Source organism: Kibdelosporangium philippinense (assembly GCF_021390435.2).
Taxonomy (GTDB): domain Bacteria; phylum Actinomycetota; class Actinomycetes; order Mycobacteriales; family Pseudonocardiaceae; genus Kibdelosporangium; species Kibdelosporangium philippinense.
The window spans coordinates 3148685-3175671 of sequence record NZ_JAJVCN010000001.1; the positions used below are offsets into that span (position 1 = coordinate 3148685).

Genomic DNA, 26987 nt, shown 5'->3' on the forward strand with positions numbered 1-26987 from the left:
CAACGCGAAATCCGGCTCCGAAAGAACAATCTGGTTCGACAGCGGAGCGCTTCGAGCATGGCCACCTGGCAGGGATCGAGACCTTGAACCCACTGCTCAGGTGCCTACCGGTGTCGAACATGGCCGCACCGGGCACACGCACGAATCTCGCTTCGCTCGTGGGAAATACGCCTGCGCAGTGGATAAGCGGACCGTTCGCGCCGGCAGGCCGAGGATTTTGGGCGAAGCTGGAGGGGATTAACCCCGGCGGTATGAAGGATCGACCCGCTTTGTATATGGTCGCGTGCGCGCGGGAGCGCGGTGAGCTCAAGCCAGGCGCGATGATCGTCGAGTCGAGCAGCGGTACTTTTGGTTTGGGCTTGGCGCTGGCTGGAATTGTGTTCGGTCACCCGGTGACTGTCGTGACGGATTCCGGTACGGAGCCGATTGTCTGGCGCATGCTCGAAGCGCGGGGTGCCCGGGTGGATGTGGTCCGCGAGCCGTGCCCAGTCGGGGGATGGCAGCAGGCCAGGCGTGATCGGGTGCGGGAACTGCTGGCCGCGTGTGTGGACGCCTACCACCCTGATCAGTACCACAATCCGGATCACGCCGCGGGCTACGTGACCCTGGCGGTGGAGTTGGCGACTCAGCTCGGCCGCGTCGACGTGCTGGTGTGCTCGGTGGGTACGGGCGGCCATTCGGCCGGTGTCGCCGGCGTGCTGCGGACGTACTTCCCGCATCTGCGGCTGGTCGGTGTGGACTCGGTGGGGTCCACGATCTTCGGCCAGCCCGCCCGGCCGCGCTTGATGCGCGGTCTCGGGTCGAGTATTTACCCGGGCAACGTCGACTACGCCGGTTTCGACGAGGTGCATTGGGTGGCGCCGGCTGAAGCGGTGTGGTCCTGCCGGCGGTTGGCAGCGGCTCGATACGCCTGCGGCGGCTGGAGTGTGGGCGCGGTGGCTCTCGTGGCCGGCTGGATCGCTCGGACACAGCCGCCAGAGCTGCGCGTGGCGGCCATCTTCCCGGACGGCCCGCTGCGATATTTCGACACCATCTACAGCGACGAATATTGCCGGCGGCACGGGCTGCTCGACGTGCCACCGGCCGCCGAACCGGACGAGATCCCAGAACCGTGGGCGCACGAGGTCACCTTGTGGACGCGCTGCCGGCGTGTGGTGGATCCGCTTACCCCGGCACAGCGCGGCACGGCGAGGCGGTGTTGAGCACAATCCGAGCTGCCCGGTCATTGCCCCGCACTGTGCAGTTGCTGCTGCTGAACCAGTTCGGCGTCAATCTCGGGTTCTACCTGTTGGTCCCGTACCTGGCCACGCATCTGCGCGAGAACCTGCACCTGGCCACCGGCGTCGTCGGCGCGATCATCGGCGCACGCTGCCTCAGCCAGCAGGGGCTCACCTTGTTCGGCGGGTCGGCGGCGGACCGCATCGGGTGCCGGCCACTGATCATCACTGGATGCGCGCTTCGCGCGGTGGGGTTCGGGGCGTTCGCGTTCCTCGACAACGTGCCGGGACTGTTGGCCGCGGCGCTCGTGACCGGTGTCGCGGGTGCGGTGTTCAGCCCGGCCACCCGGGCGTACCTGGCTGTGGAATCCGGAAGCCAGCGACTGCGGGCGTTCGCGTTGTTCAACGTCGCCGGCGAGGCGGGAACACTGCTCGGCCCGCTGCTGGGCGGCATATTGCTCGCTGTGGAATTCCGCGTCGTCGCAACCACGGCAGCGGCGGTTTTCGCGCTGTTGACCATCGCTCAGGCGCTCACGTTGCCCGCTCGTGCGCCTCGACCAGTGGCGCAGTCGGTGCTGGCGGACTGGCGGGAAATGGGCGCCAATCGGCATTTCCTGCTGTTCATCTGCGCCACATCCGGCCTGTTCGTGCTGTACAACCAGCTCTATCTGACGCTGCCGCTCGAGGTCAGCCGGGTGTCCGGAATGGACAGTGCGGTGGCGGTGTTGTTCATCGCCTCCACTCTCGTCACCCTCTGCCTGCAGGTTCGTATCACGGACTGGTGCCAACGGCATTGGGAGCCGGCAACGGCCATCGGCGTCGGACTGACTCTGTGCGGTCTGGCCTTCGCCCCCCTCGCGATCACCGGCTCCCTGCAACCGACCGCCGCGGGCACGCACGACGACGGGATCGTGGCTGTGCTGGGCTCCTTGCCGGCCATCTTCCCTGCGATACTGGCAACGATCGTATTGACGCTCGGCGTCGCCGTGGCGCAACCGTTCGTCCTGGATCGCACCCCCGCATTCGGACGTGGCGCACTGACCGGCACGTATCTCGGCGCCAATGCCATGGCCGGCGGGTTGGCCGCCGCGATCGGCAACACCGTTGTCGGCTGTGCCACCGATCTCGGTATCCGACTGGACATGCCGTGGCTGCCGTGGACGTTGCTTGTCGGGTATGGGCTTTCCTGCGCCGTGCTGATCGGCGTATTGCGTGTCAGGGCAGCGTTTCCTGATCAGGACCGCTCGTGACTAGGCCGTGTCTCAAAGCCCCGTCCGCAATAGCCGGGCCGGATGCGGCCCCTGACGCGCTGAATCCCGACTCCGGCCTCTGGCCGGGGCAGGCTCTCATCGAACGGGGACTTCGAGACACGACCTAGGGAAGTAGGCCCATGCGTTACGACTCCATCCTTGACGCCATCGGTAATACGCCGTTGGTGCGCCTCAATCGGCTCACCGAGCCGACCGACGCGACGGTGTGGGTCAAGCTCGAATGCCTCAACCCAGGGGGGAGCGTCAAGGCACGGCCGGCGCTTGCCATGGTCCGGGAGGCACTGCGCTCGGGTGTGCTCACCGAGGACGGCACCATTGTCGAAGCCACGTCCGGCAATCTGGGCATCGCACTGGCGATGATCGGCGCCGCACTCGACGTCCCCGTGAAGATCATGGTGGATCCCCGCACGCCGGCACTGAGCGTACGGACCATCGCCGCTTACGCCGCCGAAGCAACCCTTGTCGAGAAACCCGACGAGCACGGCAAGTACCAGATCCCCCGGATCCAGGCAGCCGAAGCAGTCGCCCACACCGTCGAGGGCGCGTACATGCCCAACCAGTGGGACAACCCGGACAACCCCGCCGCGCACAGCGCGACCACCGCCTCGGAAATCCTCGGCGACCTCGACGGGGACGTCGCCGCCATCGTGTGCACCACCAGCAGTTGCGGGCAGATCACCGGGATAGGTCGTCGGATCAAACAGACCCGGCCCGACTGCCGGATGGTGGCGGTGGACGGCCGAGGATCGACCGCGATCGGCGGCCCGTTGGGCCAGCACCTCCTGGTCGGCCTCGGCTCCGGGTTCACCCCGGGCAACTTCGACCCGGCGGTCATCGACGAAGCCTACTGGTGCGGTGACACCGAAGCGTTCAGTGCGTGCCGCATGCTCGCCAGCAAGGAAGGCCTGCTGCTCGGTGGCTCATCAGGGGCCGCGGTGTTCATCGCACTGGCAGTCGCCCAACGACTTGGCCCGCACCACAATGTCGTCGCGGTAGCACCCGACGGAGGCGACCGCTATCTGGACACCATCTACGACGACACGTGGATTCGCGACCACGGCCTCACCCTCATACCCACCGTGGCCGAGCTACGTGACCGACTGACGGACTACACCCCGGTCTGCGGCCACCAACTCGAACCATGGCGCCGCTATCCCACCGGCCCAACCGTCCTCTGAAGAATTCGCCATTCACGAATCCATACAGCCGTACCGCACCTGCCTTGGCCGTGTGCTCACATGGCGGCGAACCAATCGGCCACGAACATTCCCCGGGTTGCCGGCCCTGCGCCTCCTTGGGGTTGTTCTTCCTGCTCACGGCCTGTATCCCGGAGTGCCATCAGCCAGGGATACAGGAAACCCCTCCCCATCGTCACCCGGTCAGCGAAAACTCCGTGCCACGCCAAAGCGACGTTTCCGGAGTTCGTGGTCTTACCCCATGTGGGCGAGAACGAAATAAAGACTGGCCGACGCCGCACATCGCAATCGCCAACTTGTGTTCAGGGAGCTCACGTGGCGGGAGAAACTATCGAAGTCCCGACGGCCGATCCAGCTGAATCTTCTACCGCGGACGGCGTCGAGTGGATGTTCGCCGGCGTGCTGGCCGAGGTCCTGCGGATCGAGCGGGTGCCGGTGGACAGTCACTTCTTCGACGATCTGGGGGCCGACTCGATGGTGATGGCCCAGTTCTGCGCCCGGGTGAGGAAACAACCAAGCCCGCCATCCGTGTCCATAAAGGACACATATCAGCACCCCACGATCAGGAGTCTGGCGGCTGCACTCGTCCCTGCCGGCTCGCCGCTGCCGGCGACAACCGAGGTGACGACGCCGATCGGCACTCGGCAGTATGTCCTCTGTGGAGCACTGCAGTGCCTGCTCCTCCTTGGATATTCCTTTCTCGTCGCACTTGTGCTCGAACTGGGTTTCGAGTGGATCTCCGCAGGCTCAGGTGAAGTCGACATCTACCTGCGGTCGGTGCTGTTCGGCGGCGCGTTCTTCCTCGGCGTGTCCACCTTGCCGATCCTGGTGAAGTGGCTGCTCATCGGCCGGTGGAAGCCCCAGCGAATCCGGATTTGGGGCCTGGCCTATGTCCGCTTCTGGGTCGTCAAGACGCTGGTCACATTGAACCCGTTGGTCTTGTTCGCCGGTTCGCCGCTCTACGTGCTGTATCTGAGGGCTCTGGGTGCGAGAGTCGGACGCGGTGCGGTGGTCTTCTCCCGGCATGTGCCGGTGTGCGCCGATCTGCTGACTGTCGGCCAGGGCACGGTCGTCCGCAAGGACACGTTCTTCACCTGCTATCGAGCCTCCGGGGGCTGGATTCAGACGGGTGCGGTGACTCTCGGGCGGGATGCGTTCGTCGGTGAGGCGACCGTGTTCGACATCGAGACGTCGCTGGGTGACGGGGCCCAGCTCGGCCATGCCTCGTCGCTGCACGCTGGGCAGGCCGTGCCCGAGGGCGAGCGCTGGCACGGTTCGCCGGCGCAGCCGACCGAGGCGGACTACCGGGGCGTCGAACCGGCTGACTGCGGCACCGGGAGAAGGGCGGCATACGCTGTCCTGCAACTGGTGAAGGTCCTGGCCTTGCAGCTGCCGCTGGTATACGGCGGCGTGGCCATTCTCTTCGTCGAGGTCCCGCGCCTGGCCGCACTTCTTGGCAACGAGCCCCTGGCCCTCACGAGCTGGACGTTCTACAGCGACGCCCTGGCCGTCTCGCTCGTGCTCTTCTCCGGCTCCGCGCTTGTCGGTTTGCTCGTCGTGGTCACGGTCCCGCGCGTACTCAACCTCGCCATCAAGCCGGGCAAGGCCTATCGCCTGTACGGCTTCCACTACGCCGCCCACCGGGTGATCGCGCGCCTGACCAACATCCAGTTCTTCACCACTCTCTTCGGTGACAGCTCTTGTATCGCCCACTATCTGGGAGGTCTGGGGTATCGCCTGGCTCCCGTGGTGCAGACCGGGTCGAATTTCGGCAACCTGGTGAAGCACGAGAGCCCCTATCAGAGTGCTGTCGGCAGCGGAACGGTGGTTGCCAGCGGGCTGTCGATCGCCAATGCCGACTTCTCGAGCACGTCGTTCCGGGTGTCGCGAGCCTCGATCGGGGCGCGCAACTTCCTCGGGAACTGGATCGTCTATCCCTCTGGGGGCAGGACGGGTGAGAACTGCCTGCTGGCGACGAAGGTCTTGGTCCCGATCGACGGACACGTTCGTGAGGGCGTCGGGCTGCTGGGTTCGCCCAGCTTCGAGATTCCCCGAACAGTCGAACGCGACGCCAAGTTCCACCACCTGGCGAGCGGGGACGAGCTGCCCCGGCGTCTCGCGGCCAAGAACAAGCACAATGCCGCGAGCATGGGGTGGTTCCTGCTGTCGCGGTGGTTCTATACCTTCCTGGTCGTCTCGATCGCCTTGGGCGCCGCGGACCTCTACCACTCGCTGGGCGCGTCGGCGATCGCGCTGGCCACCGTCCTCATCTTCCTGTTCGGGATCCTCTACTTCGTACTGGTCGAACGTGCTGCTACGGGATTCCGAGGCGTGCGACCGACGTACTGCTCGATCTACCAGATCGATTTCTGGCGGACGGAACGCCTCTACAAGTTGTTCGCGCCGATAGGCGCACTCGCCGTTTTCGATGGCACCCCCTTCAAAGCCGTGATCTGGCGACTGCTGGGTGTCCGGGTCGGCCGGCGGCTCTTCGACGACGGCACCGATTTGGACGAGAAGAACCTCGTGACGATCGGCGACGACGTCACCCTCAACGCCGGCTCGCACATCCAGTGCCACTCCCAGGAGGACTACGCCTTCAAGTCCGACCGGATCACGATCGGTTCCGGCTGCACCATCGGGATCGGCGCGCTGGTCCACTACGGCGTGACGATGGGCGACAACGCGGTGCTGGCGCCCGACTCCTTCCTGATGAAGGGCGAGGAAATGCCGCCGCACGCGCGATGGGGCGGAAACCCGGCCAAGGAAATGCGGGACAGCGAGGCCGGTTCGCGGGTTCGCGGGGACGACAACCACAGGGACAACGCCGGCACCGCTGTGGTCAGCCGGAACTAGTGGCGCGTCTCGAAACGTTCGCCGGGCTTCTCGACGGCCCAGCAACGTCCCGAGACACACCACTAGGGCAACAGCACCCGTGGCAATCCTGGAGCGGAGGAAGGATCCGAATGCGAACGCCAGCGGAAGCAGACCGGGAATTCTGGAGGAACGCGCTCGTCACGGGCGGGTTTACCGCGATCCCGCGGTGGACTCTCGATCCGGTCGCGGGTGTCGCCGAGCACGAGACACCCATCCCGGACGACCTCGTCGCGACGATGTGCCGGCTGGCGGAGGAACTGGCGGTGCCGCTCAGCTCGGTACTGCTGGCCGCGCACGCCAAGGTGCTCGCCGAGCTGTCCGGTGAGCACCAGGTGGCGACCGGCTACGTCGCCCAGCATGGCAGCCCGCCGTTGCCCTGCCGACTGACAACCGAACCCGGCTCGTGGCGGGCGTTACTGCTCCAAACCTATCGCATCGAGTTGGAACTGTTGTCGCACAAGGACTTCCCGGTCGATGATCTCCGGCGTGAGTTGGGTCTGTCCGAACCGTCATTCGAGACAGTGCTCGATCCGACCGGCGCCAAGGCGGTAACCGACGAGCTTGTCGAGCACACTGTGCTGTGGGTGGGAATCTCCTGGCCCGACAGGCATCCGGTATTGCGGCTGCGGTATCGGACCGACCTGCTCGACGCGGGGAGCGCTGCTCGGATCGCGGGTTATCACCTCGCCGTGCTCGCGCTGATCGCCGCCGATCCGGATGCCGAGCACGGGCGACAGAGCCTGTTGTCCGCGGAGGAGCTCGACTTCCAGCTGAATGGGCTCGGTGGGCCTTGCCGGGAGTTGCCGGATCACCGGGTGCACGAGTTGTTCGAGCAGCGGGTGGCGGCACACCCGGATGCGGTCGCGGCCGTGCATGGGGATCGGCAGTGGACTTACCGGGAGCTCAACGCGCGTGCCAACCGGTTGGGGCGGGCTTTGTTGGCGCGTGGCTTGCGCCGTGAAGGTGTTGTGGCGGTTGTGATGGAGCGCAACCTGGACTGGATGGCGGCTGTGTTGGCGATTTTCAAGGCTGGTGGCGTGTACCTGCCTGTGGAGCCGGACTTTCCGGCCGACCGTATCGCGACCGCGCTGTCGCGGGCCGGGTGCGGGCTGGTGCTGAGCGAGCGCGGCAGCACCACCAGGCTTGAGGCGGCCATCGACATCCTGTCCCGGGTTCAGACGCCGGGAGTCCGGCTGCTGCATGTCGAGGCTGCCTACGCGGAGGACCACGCGGAGGGGAATCTGGGTGTGGATGTCGGGCCGGATCAGCTGGCGTACATCCTGTTCACGTCCGGTTCGACGGGGGAGCCCAAGGGTGCGATGTGCGAGCACGCGGGCATGCTGAACCACATCTTCGCCAAGATCGCCGATCTGGGGGTGCGTGAGGGTGAGGTGATTCCGCAGACCGGGCCGCAGTGTTTCGACATCTCGGTGTGGCAGGTGGTTGCCGCGCTGCTGGTGGGCGGGCGGACGCTGCTGGTGGATCGGGAGGTGATCCTGGACGTCGAGCGGTTGGTCGACACCATCGTCGACGCCCGGGCGGGCGTGTTGCAGGTCGTGCCGTCCTATCTGGACGTGATCGTGTCCTATCTGGAGCACCATCCCCGCGAGCTGCCGGACCTGCACACCGTGTCGCCCACGGGCGATTTCCTGAAAAAGGAGCTCGTGCAGCGCTGGTTCGCCGCCCAGCCCGGGATCCCGCTGGTCAACACCTACGGGCTGACCGAGACCTCGGACGACGCCGTGCACGAGGTGATGGACCGGGTGCCGGACTGCGACCGGGTCCCGCTCGGCCGACCCATTCACAACGTGCACGTCTATGTCGTCGACGAGAACCTGTGGCCCGTGCCGTTGGGTGCGCCTGGTGTGATCGTGTTCTCCGGGGTGTGTGTTGGTCGGGGATATGTCAACGACCCCGCGCGCACCCGTCTGCTCTTCATGGCCGATCCGCATCGTCCGGGTCAGCGGTTGTGCCGGACCGGGGACTATGGCCGCTGGCGGCCGGACGGCAAGCTGGAGTTCCTCGGCCGCCGGGACAACCAGGTCAAGATCCGGGGTTTCCGGGTCGAGCTCGGCGAGATAGAGAACGCCCTGCTGCGGGTGCCCGGTGTCCGCGACGCGGCTGCGGTGGTCACCGACGGGACCCAGCGTCTGGTGGCCTTCTATTCGGGCCCGCAGCCGCTGGACACCGGCGTCGTGGCCGACCAGTTGGGTAAGTTGCTGCCCGGCTACATGGTCCCGTCGGCGTTGATCTGGCAGGACAGTCTGCCGCTGACCGCCAACGGCAAGATCGCCCGCACGATCCTGACCACACTCGCCGGACAACTCGACACCGACACGGCGTGCCGTCAGGAACCGAGCACGCCCGCCGAGCGGCGCCTGGCGGCCGCGTGGGCCACGGTGCTCGGCGTCCCACTGGATCAGATCGGCCGGCGGGACCACTTCTTCGAGCGGGGTGGCACCTCGCTGTCCGCGGTACAGCTGGTGACCACGTTGGACCGCGAGATGTCGCTGACCGACGTCACCCGTCACCCAGTCCTCGCCGACCTGGCCGCACTCCTCGACCGCGGGCCGGAGTCACGTCCCGCGCAACCGGTGGCTTCCTCGTCCGGCGGCAGCGACTGAAAGGGACATCCACATGTCATCCTTCTCCCAGGCAGCACTGCCTGGCGTGGAACTGCGTCCCGGCAAACCTCCGATACTCCGGGCTGATGCCGCTGGCGACGCGCCAGGTTGGGCGGCCAAGCACCGGTACGCCCTACGCGCTGTGGTCACCGAGCATCGCTCGGTTCTCGTGCGCGGACTGGGGCTGCGTGACCCGGCTGGGACGGCCGCGGTGTTCCAGCAGCTGGGCAGCGGGCTGATGACCGACGAAGAGGCATTCGCCGTCCGGCGCAGCTACTCCGCTGGTGTGTACTCGTCGTCGGCGTGGCCTGCGAACCAGCCCATGTGCATGCACCACGAACACAGCTACCGGCTTGAGTTCCCCGGCCTGATGCTGTTCGCGTGCCTCCGCGCCCCCACACAAGGCGGCGCGACCGGGGTAGCCGACTCACAGGCAGTACTCGACGCGCTGCCCGGCGAACTGGTCGAGCGGTTCGAGCGGGACGGCTGGCTACTCACCCGCACCTACAACGACGAGATCGGCGCGTCGCTCACCGAGGCGTTCGGCACCGCCGACCGCGCCGCCATCGAGAACTACTGCCGGGCCAACGCGATCGAGTACGACTGGCAGCCCGGCGGCGAACTACGCACCAGACAACGCCGCAGCGCCGTGGTCCGCCACCCAGTCACCCGCCAACGCTGCTGGTTCAACCAGATCGCATTCCTCAACCAGTGGACACTCGACCCCGAGGTACGCGAATACCTGGTCGAGGTCTACGGCCCGGACGCACTGCCGTTCAACACCCACTTCGGCAACGGCGACCCGATCAGCCAGGACATCGTGCACCTGCTCAACACCATCTACGAGACCAACACCGCCCGCGAACCATGGCACGCCGGTGACCTGTTGCTCGTCGACAACATCCGCACCGCACACAGCAGAGAACCCTACGAAGGACCACGCGAAGTGCTCGTCGCCATGACCGACCCCGTGCGCCTGACCGACTGCTCGCCAACCGTGAAAGTGATCACAGGATGACCGCTACCAGTTCCACCACGTCAGCACCCGCAACCCAGGTCGAACCGTTCACCGCACCACCGTTCGCGGTGATCTCCGGTGCCCAGGTCCAGCACGCGTTACGGGGGACGCGACAACTTCTTCCATGAACTGCGCCGACACGGATAAGCCGCCTGGCACATACACAAGGGGTGGGTAAGGATGCCAGTTATCTCCGTTCCACAGGACTTCAACTCCGAGGAGCTCTACGTCGACCTCCGGTCGATCTTCGAGCACTCGCTCTTCCTGAAGTGTGAAGGCTTCAACTTCGCCGGCTCGATCAAGCTGAAGGCCGCGGCGGAGATGGTCGCGGCCGCCGAACGCGACGGAATCCTGCGACCACAGTCGGTTCTGGTCGAATCCTCCTCCGGAAACCTCGGCGTGGCACTGAGCATGATCGCGGCCAGCAAGGGCTACCAGTTCCTGTGCGTGACCGACTCCCGCTGCAACCTCTCCACCAGACGACTGATGGAAGCGTTCGGTAGCCAGGTCCACATCATCACCGAACCGGACGCCAACGGCGGCTTCCTCGGCGCACGCATCGCACACGTCCGCGCGCTCTGCGCCTCCGACAACCGATACGTATGGCTCAACCAATACGCCAACCCCGGCAACTGGAAGGCGCACTACCACCGGACCGCACCCGCGATCGCGGCCGCGTTCCCGCTACTGGACGTCCTGTTCGTCGGAGCGGGCACCACAGGAACCCTGATGGGCTGCGCACGCTACTTCCGGGAACGGCACCGGCCGGTACGGATCGTCGCGGTCGACAGCGTCGGCTCGGTCACCTTCGGCGGCACGCCAGGCCCCCGGATGATTCCCGGCCTGGGCACCAGCGTCCGCCCACCACTACTCGACGAGTCCTATGTGGATGATGTGATGCACGTCGACGAGGTTGACACCATCCGCGCCTGCCACCGCCTGGCCCGAAAAGGATTCCTCTTCGGCGGATCAACCGGCACAGTCGTCAGCGGCGCCATGGACTGGCTCGCCCAGCACAACGCACATGAACTCACCGCGGTCGCCATCGCCCCGGACCTCGGCGAGCGCTACCTCGACACCGTTTACCAAACCAACTGGACGCAAGACCTCTACGGCGAAGACATACTCGACGACACCGATCGACTGACCGTCGGCTCCCGGTCGATCTGACCTGCTCCTGTCGGACTGCAGGGCGATGCCGTTGGATGCCCACCCGGCAGTCGGCGACGAACGCGCCAGTACGGTGGCCCCATGGGGTCGGTCAAAAAGTTCCAAGTCACCTTCGACTGCAAGGAGCCAGAGCGCGTCGCTCGATTCTGGTGTGAGGTGCTGGGCTACGTCCTGCCGCCACCGCCGGAAGGGTTCGCCACCTGGGAGGACTTCAACCGCACGCAGCCGCGGGAGGACCAGGGCGCGTTCTTCGCTTGCACGGATCCTGACGGGGTGGAACCGCGCCTGTTCTTCCAGCGCGTTCCCGAGGACAAGGTCGTCAAAAACCGCGTACACCTGTGCGTGCGGGCGGGCACCGGGCTCGTCGGTGAAGAACGCCTGGCCACCCTCGAGGCGGAATGCGCCCGGCTGATCGCCCTCGGCGCGTCGCGCGTGCGGCTGCTGGAAGCCGACGGCGTGAACGAGTCGTGCATCGTCATGCAGGACATCGAGGGCAACGAGTTCTGCCTGGACTGATCGATCCACGCGATCGCGCGCCTGCCCCACCGTGCATGGCGCGATCGCGTGGATCGGGTGAAAATCCGACAGGTGAACCACAGCGTGCGGGCCCGCGCTCACGAGCGGATCGTCCGCCTCGCCGACGCACGGCCCGAGCTGCCGGTGTTGTTCGGCGAGGCGGCCAAGGTGCTCGCCACGGCGTTGCCTTTCGACGCCAGCTGCTGGCACACGATGGATCCGGCGACTCTGATCGAGACCGGCCTGTACTTCCAGAACATGCCACCGGCCGGTCCGGATGTCGCCGCGTACGCCTACCTCGACGACGACTTCAACTCCTTCACCGCGCTCGCCCACGCCCCGCGGCACAGCGGTGTGCTCAGCGACGCGACAGCAGGCCAGCTCGGCCGCAGTCCACGCTATCGGGAGTTGTTGCGTCCCAACAACATTCGCGGTGAGTTACGCACCGCGTTCGTGGTCGACGGGTCGTGCTGGGGGTGTTTCGCGTTCTTCCGTGAAGCGCCCGGCGACTTCACCGAGGATGAGCGGGATTTCGCCCACGACGTGGCGGCTGTGCTGGGCCGCGGGTTTCGGTCAGCCGGGTTGCAGGCCCGCGGCACGATGCCGGGGACGCGGTGGCCGGGGTTGCTCGTCGTCGACGCCGTCCGTGGCATCGAGTCGATGACTCATCCGGCCCGGCCCTGGCTGGCTGATCTCGGGGCCCCTGACGAACGCGACCCGTTGCCGTTCGTGCTGCTCGCGGTGGCCGAGCGCGTCCGCCGCTGCGCAGGCGAGGCCACCGCGCAGGTCCGTGGCGAGTCCGGCCAGTGGATCCAAGTGCACGCATCACCGATGTCCGGCGGTCCACCAGGCCGCGTGGCCATCATCCTGCAGGCCGTGGCCGCACCGGAGGTCGCACGGCTGATCTCCGCGGCCTACGGTTTCACCGCACGCCAACGCGAACTGATCGATCTCGTCCTGCGGGGCTACGGCACCAGCGAGATCGCCGCGCGGCTGTTCATCTCGCCGCACACCGTGCAAGGACACCTGAAGTCGATCTTCGCGAAGGCCGGCGTCCGCAGCAGGCGCGAGCTGGTCGGACGCGTGTACCAGGGCTGACGCGGGAAACACCACATTTGTGGCATGGGCACCGGTGCCGCCGGACCGTAGCGTCACCGGCGTCGCCAAGCGTTGTGTCCCGGGGGAGTTCTGATGGATGTTGATTACGAGGTCGCGCACCTGAACGTGCTCGATCCGCAGTTCCGGCCGGACTCCGCCGAGGTGCGTGCGGCTCGATCGGCCCACTGGTACGCACGAACCCCGCTCGGGTTCGCCATACTGCGCCACCGGGAGGCGGCGGCTCTGCTGCGTGACCACCGGGTCCGGTGGGGCGGGGTGGAGTCGCTGGCCGCGCAAGGAATCACGAACGGCCCGGTGGTCGACTGGATCGGGTCCATCCTGCCGAGCGTCGAAGGGCCCGACCACACCAGGCTTCGGCGATTGGTCGGCAAAGCCTTCACCCACGCCGCCGTTGACCGGCTGCGCCCGGTGATGAGCGCGGTCACCGACGAACTGCTGGATCCGATCGTCAACGCGGGCGAATGCGAGTTCATGGCCGAGTTCGCCGACCGCTACCCGGCCCGGATCCTGTGCGAGTTGCTGGGTGTGCCCCGCGAGCAGCACGAGAACTTCCGTCGCTGGCCGAGCGAGATCGGCTTGGTTTTCGGTACCTCGGTCGCCCAGCACCATGATCAGATCGCGTCGGCGCTCGCTCAACTGCACGATGCCGTCGATGACCTGATCGACCAACGACGGGCTGCTCCGGCCGACGACCTGCTGTCGGATCTGATCGCCGCCGAGGAATCCGGCGACCGGTTGTCGACCCATGAACTGCGTGTGATGGTCAGCGCGCTGCTGTTCGCTGGCCAAGACACCACACGCCAGCAACTCGGCCGTGCCATCGAGATCTTCATGGCCCACCCGGACCAGTGGCAGGCCCTTGCCGCGAATCCGTCGCTTGCGCCACAAGCGGTCGAGGAAGTCATGCGAGTCGCGCCCGCGGTCAACACGATCTGGCGGATGGTCGACGACCCGATCAACGTCCAGGACCTGCGTATCCCGGCCGGAACGTTCATCAACATCCTGCTCGACGCCGCCCACACCGACCCGCAGACCTTCGGCGAGGCCACGTTCGACATCACCGCCATCCGGCCAGCCGCGCAGCTGACCTTCGGCGGCGGCATCCATTACTGCCTTGGCGCTGTGCTCGCCCGCGCGGAAATGGCTGTGGCGCTGCCGATCCTGGCCCGCCGACTGGGTGTGCCACAGCTCGCGGGAACCCCCAAACCTGGCCTGCACCTGGGACTCACCGGCCCCGACACGCTACCGCTGCGTCTTCCCTGAAACCAGCGTCACCGCGACGAAATTAGCTAGGGTGATGGGTGTGTTGATCAAATCGGTTTGCCTGCCGGGTTTTGTGTTCGACGCGATGGTGTCGTAGGGGTTATGTAGGCTGCTGAGGTTGCCTGCATTCGGTACGGCGAGGGGCGTTTGTCGGCACACCAGGGGGAGGGGTGTCCAGCGATGGACGACAGAGTTCTCGAAGCTCAACAGTGGGTGAACGCGACCTACGGCACGGTGCCCGGTTACCAGCGGTGCCCGGAGAACGGGCGTACAGGCTGGTCCACGATGTACTCGCTGACCATGGGGCTGCAGCACGAGCTGGGCATTTCCCCGGTGGTCGCCAACTTCGGCCCCGGCACGATGGCCAAGGTCAAGGAACTCGGCGACATCGGTTTCGGCTGGAACCGCAACAGCAACATCGTGCGGATCATCCAGCATGGCCTGTTCTGCAAGGGTTACAACGGAGCCAACGGGTACGGCGAATACGGCGCGGTGACCACTGAGGCCGTCAAGAAGATGCGGGTCAACATGGGCCTGCCCGATGGCGGCCCGGGCACCACGGGCGGGCAGGTCACGCCACAGATCTTCCGGTGCGTGCTGAACATGGACGCCTACGTGACCATCGGCAACGGCACGGACAAGGTCCGCGGCGTGCAGCGGTGGCTCAACGGGCGGTACTGGCAGCGCGACGCGTACACCATCGGCCCCACCGACGGGAACTACTCCCGGGATGTGCAGAAGTCACTGATGATCGGGCTGCAGTACGAACTCGGCATCGGCACGCCCAACGGCAACTTCGGCGACGCCACCAAGGCCGGACTCCGGGCCCACCCGGTCGGTCCCGGCAGTTCCGGCATCTTCGTGGAACTGTTCTCCGCGGCGTGCGTGTTCAACGAACCAGTGCCGGTCGGCGACGTGCGCACCACCCAGAAATCGACGTTCGACGACGCGCTTGGCGAATACGTCCGCGCGTTCCAGCGCTTCTCCCAGCTCACGGTGAACGGGCAGGGCGACTATCAGACCTGGGCCCAGCTGCTGGTCTCGATGGGTGACGCCGACCGGCCCGCGCAGGGCTGCGACACACGGTTCGAGATCACCGCGTCGCGGGCCGCGTGGCTGAAGTCCAACGGTTACCGGGTGGTCGGGCGCTACCTGTACGACCCGCCGGGCTCCACTTTGGACAAAGAGATCAAGCCGGGTGAGCTGAGGACGATCTTCGGCGCCGGGATGCGGGTGTTCCCGATTTATCAGGACAACGCCCGTCGGCTCGAAGACTTCACCTACACCTACGGCTACCAGCACGCGCTCAACGCGCACCAACTGGCCGCCGGTTACGGCTTCAACCGCGGCACAGTGATCTACTTCGCGGTGGACTACGACGCCACCCAGGACGAGATCGACTCGGCCATCGTGCCCTACTTCCACGGCGTGCAGGCCGGACTGGCCTACAACGGCAAGAAGTACGTGCACGGGGTGTACGGCTCGCGCAACGTGTGCATCAACGTCACGAACAAGACCTACGCCCGGCACTCGTTCGTCTCCGGAATGTCCTGGGGCTTCTCCGGAAACCTCGGTTACTCGCTGCCCGCGAACTGGTCGTACAACCAGATCAAGGAATTCACCGTCACCAACGGCGCGGACAAGTTCGACTTGGACCGCGATGTGGCCCGCGACAACGGCGGCGACCCGGGCCAGGGCAGTGTGAACGACCCGACCGGTCCCGCGGACGCGTTCCTCGACTACGTGCAGCGGCTCTACGACGCCGCGCGGTCGTACGGCAAGGGCAACCCGAGCCAGCTCGTCATGGAGTACGTCCGGCATCGGTCGTACAACGACTGGAAGTGGAAGGGCCTGATCGGCGGCGTCGACGAGGAGTTCGTCAACTACGCCAACTCCCGGGGTTTCTCGGTGATGACCGAGTTCGTGGATCCGGTCACCGGGTACCCCCTCGGTGCCGAGCACATGATGGCCACCGCCAACGGTCACCTCGCCTACCCGCAACCCAGCAACCCCAAGCGGGTGAACGCGGGTGACATCGCGGGCTGGGGCGGTGACCTGCTCACCTTCTACGCCGACTGGCGCGACGCGGTCGACAAGTACCCCAACGGGCACGTCTTCTGCGACGAGAAGCTGGCCAAACCCGGCGTCAGCACCAGTTTCGGGTTCTCCGACCTGATCGAGGACGCCGATGGGTACCTGATCGCCCGCCGGGTGGCCGGTGGCACCGACATCGTCACCGCGGTGCGTGACCAGTACAACGGTGGCGGCGGGCTGCGCCGGTTCACCAACTACTACCAGCAGCGGTTCACCAACGCCGAGGACTGCAACTTCCTGGCGCACAACATTCTCACCGCGTTCGACGATCCCAAGATCGTGGCGGCGCAGACAGGGCTCATCGGTATGCACCGCCCACCGAGCACGCTGGCCTACGAGGACCTCCAGCGTTTCGAACAAGGCTTCGCCGACACCCTGCTGGCCCGCACCGGCATGGAGTCACGGATGGCCCAGCAGTACAAAGCCAACCTCGAGGCCTATCTGCGCGCGGCTCAGCAGCGAGCGACCCGCTGATGACCCGGCTGCGTCCTCGGGCTTGGCTCGGCTTGGCCCTGCTCGCCGTGCTGGCGTTCGGGTTCACCGCCTTCATCGGGGCGTGGGCAGGCGGCAAGGACATCGACGAGACCTGCGCAGCCGCGGGCCAGCCCCTTGACCAGAGCTACCGCGCCACGCACTGGCAGGAACCCGGCCAGTTCTTCCCGATGCACAACAGGTGCAACGCCGACTACGACCTGGTGCCTGGCTGGGTCAATCCAGCGCTCGTGATCTTCGCTGTGGTCGCGGTGGCGTGCCTTGCCGGAGCCGCTGTGGCCATCACCCGCCTGATAAGGAATTCACGATGACCAGTGCCCAACCCGCTCGGCCCGCCAGCCGCCGGTTGTTCCTCGGCTCGACCGTCGGCGCCATCGCTCTGGCCGGATTCACCGCCACCGATGCCGCGGCGGCCCCCGGTTCGACCTCCGCGAACGGCTGGCCGATCCTGACCACGGCAACGGAATTCCGCATCGAGGGCAGCAATCAGGCAGTCCGCCTGGCCGACACGGACGCGGCGACGATCCTGGTGCACGTCGCCCGCCGTTTCCACTACGAGATCGACACCCTGCGCGACGGGGACGTCGTCGGATTCGCGCCCGGCCGACCGGTCACCCAGCCCTTCGAGTCGAACTACCTGTCCGGAACAGCGATGACGATTCGTTCCGTGTGCTACCCCCTCGGCGCGCATGGCGGCTTCTATCCCTGGGAGCAGACCGTCATCCGAGACATTCTCGCGGAACTCGGCGGGGCTGTGTCCTGGGGCGGCGACGAGCGGACGCCGAAGGAATCGCATTTCCAGATCGCCAAGCCGCCTGGCGATCCCGCGATCCGGGCCGCGGCTCAGCGGATCCGAGGCTGGAACGACGCCCCCGGCGGGCACGGCGCGGGCGCGGTGGACGCCTTTGATGCCAACCGGGTCCAGGCCGCCCGCCAGTTCCAGCTGTACACCCGGTGATGGCGAGCATGATCACCGACAGCGTGCGGATCGGCGTTCTCGTTCCGCTGACACAGCCTGGCTGGGCCGAGGCGGGCGAGCACTTGCTCGCAGGACTCGAACTGGCCATTCGTGACGTCAACAACGACGGCGGAAGACCTCTCGAACTGGTGGTCCGAGACACCGCGGCCGATCCACAACGAGCCGAGGCGGCCGTCGACGAATTGGCTGATCTTGGTGTGGCCGCGTTGGCGGGCGAGTATCACAGCGTCGTCGCTCGTGCCGCTGCCGCGCGGGCCGACTCACGTGGGCTTCCTTTCCTGTGCTCGTCGGCGGTTCTCGACGCGCTCACCGATGACCCAACTGACTGGGTCGCGCGCCTGGCCCCGCCGCAGTCCCGCGGTTGGCAGATCTACGCGGACTTTCTGCTCAGCGCGGGCCACACCCGGATCGCTGTGGCAGCCCAGGCGAGTGTCTACTGGGCATCGGGGACCCGGATCCTGCGCGACTATCTCGCCAGTCGCGGCGGCACGCTCATCGAGGTCGACCCCGAGGCCGTGTGCGACGAACTCGTCGACAACCGGGCGACCGCCTTGCTTCTGCTGGTCGGCCACCCGGACCCGGCGCTGTCGATCGTGCAGGCTGTCCGCGGTGACCACCGCCTCGGCGAGGTCCTGATCGGAGCTCCCGCCGGGCAACCGGAGTTCGCCGAGTGGGCGACGCCGGATACCGCTGGGATCCCGTTCTTGCGCTACCTGCCCGAGCGCCTCACCCCACTCGGTGACCGAGTCGAGACGACCCTGCGCGAGCAGTTGGGCCGCGCGCCCTCCTTTGTCGCTTTCGAGGGGTACGACACGATCGCTGTCCTTGCCGACATGCTGCGTTCGCCCGGCAAAGACTGGTCGCACGTGGCTGTCGAGGGCACCCGCGGGAAGATCCACTTCTCTCGCATGCCCGGTATCAGTGTGTGGCAATGGGCGCGACCGCCGATCCAGGTTGTTGATCGAGATCCAGCAGAACCGGACAGGTTCCGGGTGTTGGGCACCGGGTGACGACCTTGGCTGAGGCTTGCCATCGATTGCCGGGCGCATCCGCTGAAAACGGTGTTCACTAGCGGTGTGCAACCGATCGTGCAGACGACACTAGGCGCCGTACAAGGCAAAACAGACAACGGCGTCAGCGCCTTCTTGGGGATCCCGTACGCCGCGCCTCTTGACGGAGTGCGGCGTTTCCAAGCGCCGCAACCGCCACAGCCATGGGACGGCGTCCGCGACGCCACCGCCTTCAGCGCCGCGCCACCGCAGGTCCAAATGCATCCCCTGCCAGCGCTGTGGCACCCGGGCGACGACACCGACTCGCTCACCGTCAACGTCTGGACGCCCGACCCGGAGGCAAGCGGCCTGCCCGTGATGGTGTGGTTGTACGGCGGAGCGTTCGTGTTCGGCGCCGCAAGCCAGCCCGAATACGACGGCACGAACCTGGCCAGCACCGGAGTCGTACTGGTGACCTTGAACTACCGCATCGGTTTCGAGGGCTTGGGCTGGTTGCCCGACGCGCCGCACAACCGTGCGCTGCTCGACCAGCTCGCGGCCCTGCGGTGGGTGCAGGACAACATCGCCAGCTTCGGCGGCGACCCGGGCAACGTGACGATTTTCGGCCAGTCGGCTGGTGCGAGCTCGGTGGCGGCGTTGACCGCAGCTGACGAGGGCCGCGGACTGTTCGGCCGGGCCATCGGCCAAAGCGTCACCGCCGCGTTCTTTCCGGAGCAGCGGGCGCGTGACACGGCTGAGCGGATCGCCTCGGCGCTGGGCGTACCGCTCAACGCCGAGGCTTTCGCGAACGTGCCACCCGAGGCGATCCACGCTGTGCAGTCGGTTCCGGGCGAGGTCACCCCGTACGGACTGGTGATGGACGAGCCGTGGCACGCGCTGCGCGCCGAGGTCGACCTGATCACCGGGTTCACCCGCGACGAGTACCGGTTCTTCGCCATGGCACTCAACGAAGACCTGTCCACTGTGGACAACGCCGGTATCGCGGCTGCCTTCGGTGTGTCGCTCGATGCGTACCGGAGCGCGTACCCCGACGCGTCCGACACCGATCTGTACTTCCTCATTCAGTCCGACTGGGCGTTCCGCATCCCCTCGACCTTGTGCGCCCAAGAACACCCCGGTCGCAGCTGGAACTACGAACTGACGTGGCCGACCCCGGTATTCGGTGGTGCGCTGGGCGCCTGCCATCTGCTGGACGTGCCGCTGACCTTCGGCAACTTCCACGGCCCGATGGCGGCCATGCTGTTCGGCGACTCGATCCCGCCGGAGGCCATGGAGCTGGCCGAGGAGGTCCGCAAGTCGTTGACGAGCTTCGCTGCCACGGGCGATCCCGGCTGGCCGGAGTACCGGCGCGGCGAGGCGCTCACCCGCATTTGGGACGTGCCCGTCTCGGTGCAGGCCGACCCCATCGCGGCATCCAGGGAAATCTGGGCGCACAAGGTGTCAGCTGGCAGTGCCGAACCAGCGGGGTAGGTAGTCGAGCAGGTCCTGCTGGTCGTCACCAGCCCACGCCACGTGCCCGTCCGGCCGCAGCAGCACGGCGGGCACGTCCAGCTCTTCACTCACGTCCACGACATGGTCGACCCGATCAGCCCAGCCGGCGACCGACAGCTGCCCGGTCTGGTCCAACAGCAGCCCACGGCCGCCGTGCAGCAGCTCGTAGAGCCGGCCTTGCTTCAGCCCGACATCCCGCATCCGGCGGCCAAGCAAGGAATGTCCCTCGCCGAAGTCGTAGCGCACGCCCAGGCCGGTGATTTTCTCGACGAGGTAGCGGTTGACCTCGTCGAAATCCATCAGTTCGGTCAGCAGCCTGCGCACCGCCTGCGGGCCTGGCTCGGTCGACATCAGCTCGACCTGGGCGCGGGTGTTGTTCAGGACGTCGGTGGCCACCGGGTGGCGTTCGGCGTGGTAGCTGTCCAGCAGCCCGTCCGGTGCCCAGCCGTTGACTTCGGCGGCCAGTTTCCAGCCGAGGTTGACCGCGTCCTGGATGCCCAGGTTGAGGCCTTGCCCGCCGGTCGGCGGGTGGACGTGCGCCGCGTCGCCCGCCAGCAGCACTCGGGCGACCCGGTACTGCTCGGCTTGCCGGGTGGCGTCGCCGAAACGGGAGAGCCAGCGAGGTGAGTGCACGCCGAAGTCGGTCCCGGCGACCGCACGCAGCCGCTCTTTGACTTCCTCAAGGGTCGGTGGGACCGGGCGGCCCTCGCTGACTTTCGCCGCGCGGACGACGACGCGGTATGAGCCGTTGCCGATCGGCCCGACGCCGAACCATTTCTCGGTCTTGCGGATTTCGGCCACCACAGACGTCACCGTCTCCAATGGAACGCCGACCTCCATCTCGCCAAGCAGGGCCTCGGTCGTGGCGTTCTCCCCAGGGAAGGCGACGCCGAGCAGCTTGCGCACGGTGCTACGGCCGCCGTCGCAGCCCACGAGGTAACGCGAGCGCAGCTGCGTACCGTCGGCCAGCTCGATGGTGACGCCGTCGCCGTCTTGATCGAGGCCGACGACTTCGGTGCCGCGCCTGATGTCCGCGCCGAGTTCCGTGGCGCGCTCGGACAGCAGGCGGTCGGTGATGGGCTGCGGAACGCCCAGGACGTAGGGGTGTGTGGTGTCCAGCCGGTCCGGCATGGGCTTAGGGATGGCGGCGAAAAAGCCCGCGGCCGGATGTGTCGTGCCCAGTTCAAGGAATCGGTCGAGCAGGCCGCGCTGGTCCATTATTTCGATACTGCGGATGTGCATGCCGAGTGAGCGGACCACCTTGGTCGGCTCCGGCTCTTTCTCAAGAACGACTACGTGCACGCCGTGCAGCCGCAGCTCGCTGGCGAGCATCATGCCGGTCGGTCCGCCGCCTGCAACGATCACGTCAATCATGAAACCCATTTCCCCATGTAGTGGCTTCGGCCGGGGAATTGTGCGGGATGACCCGGGTCTTGCGGCAAGACCCCCAGTGCGCTATACGTTAGAAATGGCAGGAGGTACTTCCTGCCATTTCGCATTCCCGGACAGTCGCAAGCACGGCGGCGGCGCCTTCCAACAGGGCCCTCGATCGTGTCATGATGCTGGCGTGTCTCGCGGCCAGTGCGGCGGTGATCTCCTCAAGGCGGCGGCCGTGCCGCAGATCCGGCATGAGCGCTCGTAGCGGTTCGATGCGATACCCGGCTGCGCGTAGTTGATGCACGATCCTCGCGTCGCGCACGTGCGATGGGGTGTAGCGGCGCGTTCCCCGCGCGGGATCCCGGTCGGGCGTGAGCAGCTCTTCGGCTTCCCAGTGTCTGAGCGTCGAGGCGCGCACGCCTAGTGCGGCGGCCAGTTCGGAGACGCTCATCGCGTCGGTGGCTCGGACATCCTCGATCGGCTCGCTGGAGATCGCCTGCCCGGCCTGCTCGGCCAGGCGCAGTTCGCGGCGTTCGGCGTCGAGGCGGGCGTGGGCCGCGTCGAGCATCGCCAGCGCTTGTTCCAGCGGGCGCTGGTGCACGGCCTGGAGGATTTTCTTGGCTTCCACTGGGCCGACGCCTGCTGCCAGGGCACGGTAGGCGTTGGCGGAATGGACGTGGATGTCCACGTAGTGGCGGTATCCGGTGTCGGTGCGGGTCGCTGGCGGCAGGACTCCGGCTTGTTCGAGGTTGCGGATCTGCTGCACGGAGTACCCGGCGCGTCGTGCGACCTCGGCCGTTTTGAGACTTTTCACGCTGAATCCCCTTGATACCGGCCGTGAAGTCTCCATATGGACTTTAAGGTGATGCTAGAGCACATGACCAGGCAAGAGATCATCGACTTCGTGGCAGGCCTTGAGGGTGTGCTGACGCTGGCGCCGCGTCCCGGCGACGACGCGCCCGAGGTGAGCTGGGGTGACACGTTCTTCTACTACGCGCCCGACGGTGTCACCCCGACCAACACCCAGCCGTTCGCGACCGTGGTGACCAAGAACTATCCCGGCGACGAGACATCACGCCTCGACCGCCCGGATGCTTTCCGGGTGAACATGTTCGCGGGCAAGGATGTGTTCGTCGAATGGACCGGGCACGCGCCTCGCGACTTGGTCGGTGTCGAGGCCGGTCCTAGCGATGACGACACGGTGATCGCTCATCCGGTGTACGGCACGGTTGGGTGGTTGGCTGTGGTCAACCCGGGGCCGCGGGCGGATGGTGCGACGCGTCAGCTTTTGTCGGCGGCGTACGGCTTGGCTCGTTCGCGGTATGAGCGGCGGGCAGACTGACTGGATGCTTGAGCATCCGCTGCCGGGAGGGTTCGTCAACCGTGTCGTTCGGGTCGGCGACACGGTCCGGCGCAACCCGGGGTCCCGGTTCGTTCATGACGTGCTGCGTCACCTCGACGCGTGGCCCGGTGCGCCGAAATTGCTGGGTGTTGACGAGGATGGTCGCGAGATCCTGACCTATGTGGACGGTTATGTGGCGTGGGAGTCGCCGACGGATCGAGTCAGTTCACCCGAAAGCCTGCGGCAGGTGGCTCGGCTTGTCCGCCAGTTCCATGACCTGACAGCCGGAACTTCCTTGGCTGGTGCCGAGGAAGTGGTGTGCCACAACGACTTGTCGCCCAAGAACACCGTGTATCGCGGTGACCCGTTGCTGCCGGTGGCCTTTGTGGACTGGGATATCGCCGCGCCGGGTGGCCGCATCCAGGACGTGGCGCACATGTGCTGGCAGTACCTGGATCTCGGTCCGCGGGTCGCGGATGTCGCGCAGACCGCGCGGTTGCTGCGCATGATGTGCGACGCCTACGGCTTGGCTGACCGCAGCCAGGTCATCGACACGATCCTGTGGTGGCAGGACCGCTGCTGGCGTGGCATCTCGGCTTCCACGGACCCGGCGATGGCGCGGCTGCGTGAGGCTGGCGTCGACCGCTGCGTGCGGGCCGCTTATGACTGGGTCGCCACACACAAGGCCGAGTTGGCACCGACGTAGTGCCCGATCGGCCGCCTTTGTTGCCCAGCGAACACGGGCGGTCTCGCGTTACGGTGCCTCATGATCACCGTGCTCGTGGTCGGTGCCGGCCCGACCGGTCTCACGCTGGCTTGCGATCTGGCCCGTCGTGGCCTGTCGGTACGCATCATCGACCGGGCGCCTCGGTTCCCGGACAGCTCCCGCGGCAAAGGCCTGCAGCCACGCAGCCTCGAAGTGTTCGACGATCTCGGCGTTGCCGAGGAGATCCTGCGCTCCGGCACGCAGAAGGTCGTGTTCCGGCACTACGAGCACGATCAGGTGCTGCGCGACGTCGCACTCTACGGCCACCTGCAGCCCAGTCCGGACGTGCCGTATCTGACCACGCTGCTGATCCCGCAGTGGCGCATCGAGCAGATCCTGCGCGCCAAACTGGCCGAGTTCGGTGTGCGGGTGGAGTTGCGTAGCGAGCTGACCTCGTTCGCCCATACCGACACGGGCGTGAACGCCACAATCGTGGCCGACGGCCGCACGGAACATGTCGACGTGGACTACCTGGTGGGCTGCGATGGCGGCAAGAGCGGCATCCGCAAGAGCCTCGGCATCAGTTTCGAGGGCGACACCAACGCGACGCAGGTGATGCTGTGCGGCGACGTGGAGGTCGAGGGGTTGCCGCGCGACGCGTGGCACCAATGGCTCGGTGACGGCGAGATCCTGCTGATCTGCCCACTGCCGGGCACGAGCGCATGGCAGTTCCAGGCCTCACCGATCGACGACTCCGAGCCGTCGCTGGAGACGTTCCAGCGGATTGTGGACCAGCGCACCGGGATGCCGATTCGGCTGTCCAACCCGACCTGGCTGTCGACGTATCGGGTCAATGTCCGGGTGGCTGACCGGTTGCGTGTCGGACGGGTGTTTCTGGCCGGGGATGCCGCGCACGTGCATCCCATCGCGGGCGGGCTGGGCATGAACACCGGGATCCAGGACGCCTACAACCTTGGCTGGAAACTGGCGTCCGCCTCGGAGCGTCTGCTGGACACCTACCAGGAGGAACGGCTGCCCATCGCGGAGTGGACGCTGCGCACGAGTTCCCGCTCCAGCGCGGCTGTGGCCGCCGCGGGGAAGGACCGGAGCGCCGGGGTCGATGCGGGAATGACCGATGACGTGCGGCAGTTGGGCCTGAATTACCGGTGGAGTTCGCTGTCGCGGGACGTGATCGACCGGGGTGAGCGGCTGCAGGCGGGGGACCGTGCGCCCGATGGGGTGTTGACCACGCCCGACGGCCAGGTGCGGCTGTTCGATGTCTTTCGTGGCCCGGGGTTCACGCTGCTCGGGTTCGGCGCGGGATGCGCGGACGCCCTCGCGCAGTTGAGCGACCGAATGTGCACCTATCTGGTGACCGAGGACGTTGCGGCCTATGGCATCGACGGCGACACGTTGGTTCTGGTGCGGCCGGACGGATATGTCGGGTTGACCGCCGCCGGTGATGACCCCGATGCCGTGCTGGACTACGTGAAGACGATCATGTAGCCAGTCGTCTGTCGGGAGGGTTGGTTGATGCGTCGCGTCCGCTATACGAGCAACGGTGGTCCCGAGGTGTTGTTCGTCGAGGACGCTCCTGTGCCACAGCCCGGTGCCGGTGAGGTGCTGGTGCGCACAGAGGCGATCGGAGTGACGCTTCCGGCCGTACGCAAGGTGCGTGCAGGTGGCGAGCCCGGTCCGCTGGGTGGCGAGGTGGCCGGAACAGTCGCCGCCTTAGGCGACGGCGTGACTGATCTGGCCGTCGGTGACCGCGTCACGGCCTTGTGCTTTCCCCACGCCTACGCCGAATACGCCGTTGTCGGCCACGCGATGGTCTCTCGCGTGCCCGACGGGGCGTCCGCGGTGGACGCCGTGGCGCTGGTGCGCAGTGGACTGGTCGCGCGCGGCGCGTTCGAGGCGAGCCGTCCGCGCCCGGACGACACGTTTCTCATCACGGCCGCCGCGAGCGCGGTCGGTACATTGGCGGTGCAGTACGCCAAGGCGCACGACGCTGCGCGGGTCGTCGCAGCCGTCAGCAGTGCGGAGAAAGCGGACTTCGTGCGTGCTGTGGGCGCAGACGATGTCGTGCTCTATGACAACTCGTGGGGCGCCCCGGTCGATGTCGTGCTCGACGGTGTCGGCGGGGATCTGCTCGGGTCTGCGGTGTGCGCGCTTGCCTCAGGCGGGCGTCTGGTCGCGTTCAGTTCGGGTGGCGGCACGATCGAGGCCTATGAGTTGCTGACGCGCAGCGCGTCGGTGATCGGTTTCCAAATGGCCGCCATCGCGCGGGGCAACCCGCAGTTGTACGCGCGTTGGCGTGACGAGCTGTGGCAACTGCACCACGATGGGGATCTGCGCGCCCACGTACATGCCCAGTTTCCGCTCGCCGAAGCCGCGGCAGCGCACGAGATCATCGAATCGCGGCGCAACCTCGGCAAGGTTGTTCTGACCTGCTAGGGCAGTTCACGCAGGAACGTGATCATCGCGTCCAATGTCGGCTGGGGATCTTCGAAGAAGGACGCGTGCCCGCCGGGGACTTCGACCAGGCGTGCCTCCGTGATGCCGTTCGCGATCTCGGCAGCATGCTCAGGAGCCACGAACCGGTCGACCGGAGGCACCACGACCAAGGCGGGCGCGCGCACGGCAGCCAGATCTGGCCGGACGTCGACGGCGAGCGCGAAGTCGACTTGCTCGGTCGTGCCGGGTGCGGCTAGGCCAGCGAGTTGCTTGACGAGTTGGTTGACCGCGTCCGGTGGCAGCGCGGCGAGGTACGGCTCGGCGAACAGCAGGCTGGTCAAGAACCTGCTGCGGGTCACGCCGTCCTGGCTGTCCAGCATTGCCCGCCAGATCTCCAGGTTGAGCCGCAAGGTCGCGCGAGGGTAGGCGTAGCCACAGATGCTGATCACGCCATGTACCCGCGCGGGCCACCGTGCGGCGACGGCGATTGCGATCGCGGCGCCCGTGGACACTCCGCCGATCACGAACTCGCTCAGACCGGCCGCGTGCGCGGTGGCCACGATCTGATCAGCGAGGGTAGCCACCTCCAACGGCTCGCCGGCGCGTGTACTGTCACCAGAACCGGGCAGATCCGGCAGTACAACGGTGCTGTACGCGGCAAGTTGCTCGACCATCGAGCCCCACGTGGTGGATGCGAAGCCGCCGGGGCCGTGGATGAGAACCAGGCCTGGACCGCTGCCATGCACGTCGTAGGAAAGCGCCTCGGTCATA

At 66.7% G+C, this 26987-nt stretch carries 22 protein-coding genes; 19 read left to right on the plus strand and 3 right to left on the minus strand.

Annotation, left to right across the window (positions count from 1 at the left end; translation table 11 throughout):
- Positions 1-119: 119 nt before the first annotated feature.
- The 15 genes from LWC34_RS14495 (at position 120) to LWC34_RS14565 (ending at position 20316) form a co-directional block, all read left to right on the plus strand.
- Positions 120-1202, plus strand: a complete 1083-nt coding sequence (locus tag LWC34_RS14495; RefSeq protein WP_233726444.1) for a PLP-dependent cysteine synthase family protein — start codon at positions 120-122, stop codon at positions 1200-1202.
- Positions 1199-2467 (plus strand): MFS transporter, encoded by a 1269-nt coding sequence (locus LWC34_RS14500; protein ID WP_233725574.1) that lies wholly within the window; start codon positions 1199-1201, stop codon positions 2465-2467. Before LWC34_RS14495 ends, LWC34_RS14500 begins: the two co-directional genes overlap by 4 nt.
- A 140-nt stretch (positions 2468-2607) precedes the next feature.
- Positions 2608-3666 (plus strand): PLP-dependent cysteine synthase family protein, encoded by a 1059-nt coding sequence (locus LWC34_RS14505; protein WP_233725575.1) that lies wholly within the window; start codon positions 2608-2610, stop codon positions 3664-3666.
- A 333-nt stretch (positions 3667-3999) separates the two neighbouring features.
- The gene (locus tag LWC34_RS14510) at positions 4000-6540 is read left to right on the plus strand and encodes a Pls/PosA family non-ribosomal peptide synthetase (RefSeq protein ID WP_233725576.1); all 2541 of its coding nucleotides are present in this window, start codon (positions 4000-4002) and stop codon (positions 6538-6540) included.
- A 110-nt stretch (positions 6541-6650) separates the two neighbouring features.
- On the plus strand, positions 6651-9185 hold the full coding sequence (locus LWC34_RS14515) for a non-ribosomal peptide synthetase (RefSeq protein WP_233725577.1): 2535 nt from the start codon (positions 6651-6653) through the stop codon (positions 9183-9185).
- 13 nt (positions 9186-9198) lie between these two features.
- Positions 9199-10203, plus strand: a complete 1005-nt coding sequence (locus tag LWC34_RS14520; protein WP_233725578.1) for a TauD/TfdA family dioxygenase — start codon at positions 9199-9201, stop codon at positions 10201-10203.
- Positions 10204-10383: 180 nt separating this feature from the next.
- Positions 10384-11373, plus strand: a complete 990-nt coding sequence (gene sbnA, locus LWC34_RS14525) for a 2,3-diaminopropionate biosynthesis protein SbnA (RefSeq protein WP_233725579.1) — start codon at positions 10384-10386, stop codon at positions 11371-11373.
- Positions 11374-11454: 81 nt separating this feature from the next.
- A complete protein-coding gene (locus LWC34_RS14530; RefSeq protein WP_233725580.1) occupies positions 11455-11889 on the plus strand; it encodes a VOC family protein in 435 nt (144 codons plus the stop codon).
- A gap of 84 nt (positions 11890-11973) precedes the next feature.
- Complete coding sequence (locus LWC34_RS58035; RefSeq protein ID WP_233725581.1) at positions 11974-12987, plus strand: helix-turn-helix transcriptional regulator; 1014 nt, start codon at positions 11974-11976, stop codon at positions 12985-12987.
- 93 nt (positions 12988-13080) lie between these two features.
- Entirely contained in the window at positions 13081-14271 is a 1191-nt protein-coding gene (locus tag LWC34_RS14540) for a cytochrome P450 (protein WP_233725582.1), read from the plus strand.
- Between the two features lie 180 nt (positions 14272-14451).
- Positions 14452-16839, plus strand: a complete 2388-nt coding sequence (locus LWC34_RS14545; RefSeq protein ID WP_233725583.1) for a glycoside hydrolase domain-containing protein — start codon at positions 14452-14454, stop codon at positions 16837-16839.
- Positions 16839-17168 (plus strand): hypothetical protein, encoded by a 330-nt coding sequence (locus tag LWC34_RS14550; RefSeq protein ID WP_233725584.1) that lies wholly within the window; start codon positions 16839-16841, stop codon positions 17166-17168. Before LWC34_RS14545 ends, LWC34_RS14550 begins: the two co-directional genes overlap by 1 nt.
- Positions 17165-17815, plus strand: coding sequence for a hypothetical protein (locus LWC34_RS14555; protein ID WP_233725585.1), 651 nt, complete (start codon positions 17165-17167; stop codon positions 17813-17815). The genes LWC34_RS14550 and LWC34_RS14555 overlap by 4 nt, the downstream gene beginning before the upstream one ends.
- Before the next feature lie 8 nt (positions 17816-17823).
- Entirely contained in the window at positions 17824-18846 is a 1023-nt protein-coding gene (locus LWC34_RS14560) for an ABC transporter substrate-binding protein (protein ID WP_233725586.1), read from the plus strand.
- A 78-nt stretch (positions 18847-18924) separates the two neighbouring features.
- A complete protein-coding gene (locus tag LWC34_RS14565; RefSeq protein WP_233725587.1) occupies positions 18925-20316 on the plus strand; it encodes a carboxylesterase/lipase family protein in 1392 nt (463 codons plus the stop codon).
- On the opposite strand, the gene rox is transcribed toward LWC34_RS14565, so the two are convergent.
- Both rox and LWC34_RS14575 read right to left on the minus strand, forming a co-directional pair.
- Positions 20287-21711 carry a rifampin monooxygenase gene (gene rox, locus LWC34_RS14570; protein ID WP_233725588.1) on the minus strand — a complete coding sequence of 475 codons (1425 nt, stop codon included), beginning with the start codon at positions 21709-21711 and terminating at the stop codon, positions 20287-20289. The genes LWC34_RS14565 and rox overlap by 30 nt on opposite strands.
- Positions 21712-21799: 88 nt before the next feature.
- The gene (locus tag LWC34_RS14575) at positions 21800-22528 is read right to left on the minus strand and encodes a MerR family transcriptional regulator (protein WP_233725589.1); all 729 of its coding nucleotides are present in this window, start codon (positions 22526-22528) and stop codon (positions 21800-21802) included.
- A 63-nt stretch (positions 22529-22591) separates the two neighbouring features.
- Here LWC34_RS14575 and LWC34_RS14580 point away from each other — a divergent pair, with 63 nt between their 5' ends.
- From LWC34_RS14580 to LWC34_RS14595, 4 genes are read left to right on the plus strand one after another with little or no spacing between them, the layout of a single operon-like run.
- Positions 22592-23056: a DUF6194 family protein gene (locus LWC34_RS14580; RefSeq protein WP_233725590.1), complete on the plus strand. Its 465-nt coding sequence runs from the start codon at positions 22592-22594 to the stop codon at positions 23054-23056.
- A gap of 4 nt (positions 23057-23060) precedes the next feature.
- On the plus strand, positions 23061-23762 hold the full coding sequence (locus LWC34_RS14585) for a phosphotransferase (RefSeq protein WP_233725591.1): 702 nt from the start codon (positions 23061-23063) through the stop codon (positions 23760-23762).
- 60 nt (positions 23763-23822) lie between these two features.
- Positions 23823-25268: an FAD-dependent oxidoreductase gene (locus LWC34_RS14590; RefSeq protein WP_233725592.1), complete on the plus strand. Its 1446-nt coding sequence runs from the start codon at positions 23823-23825 to the stop codon at positions 25266-25268.
- Positions 25269-25295: 27 nt separating this feature from the next.
- Positions 25296-26216, plus strand: coding sequence for a quinone oxidoreductase family protein (locus LWC34_RS14595; RefSeq protein ID WP_233725593.1), 921 nt, complete (start codon positions 25296-25298; stop codon positions 26214-26216).
- On the opposite strand, the gene LWC34_RS14600 is transcribed toward LWC34_RS14595, so the two are convergent.
- Complete coding sequence (locus LWC34_RS14600) at positions 26213-26986, minus strand: alpha/beta fold hydrolase (RefSeq protein WP_233725594.1); 774 nt, start codon at positions 26984-26986, stop codon at positions 26213-26215. The genes LWC34_RS14595 and LWC34_RS14600 overlap by 4 nt on opposite strands.
- Position 26987 lies beyond the last annotated feature (1 nt).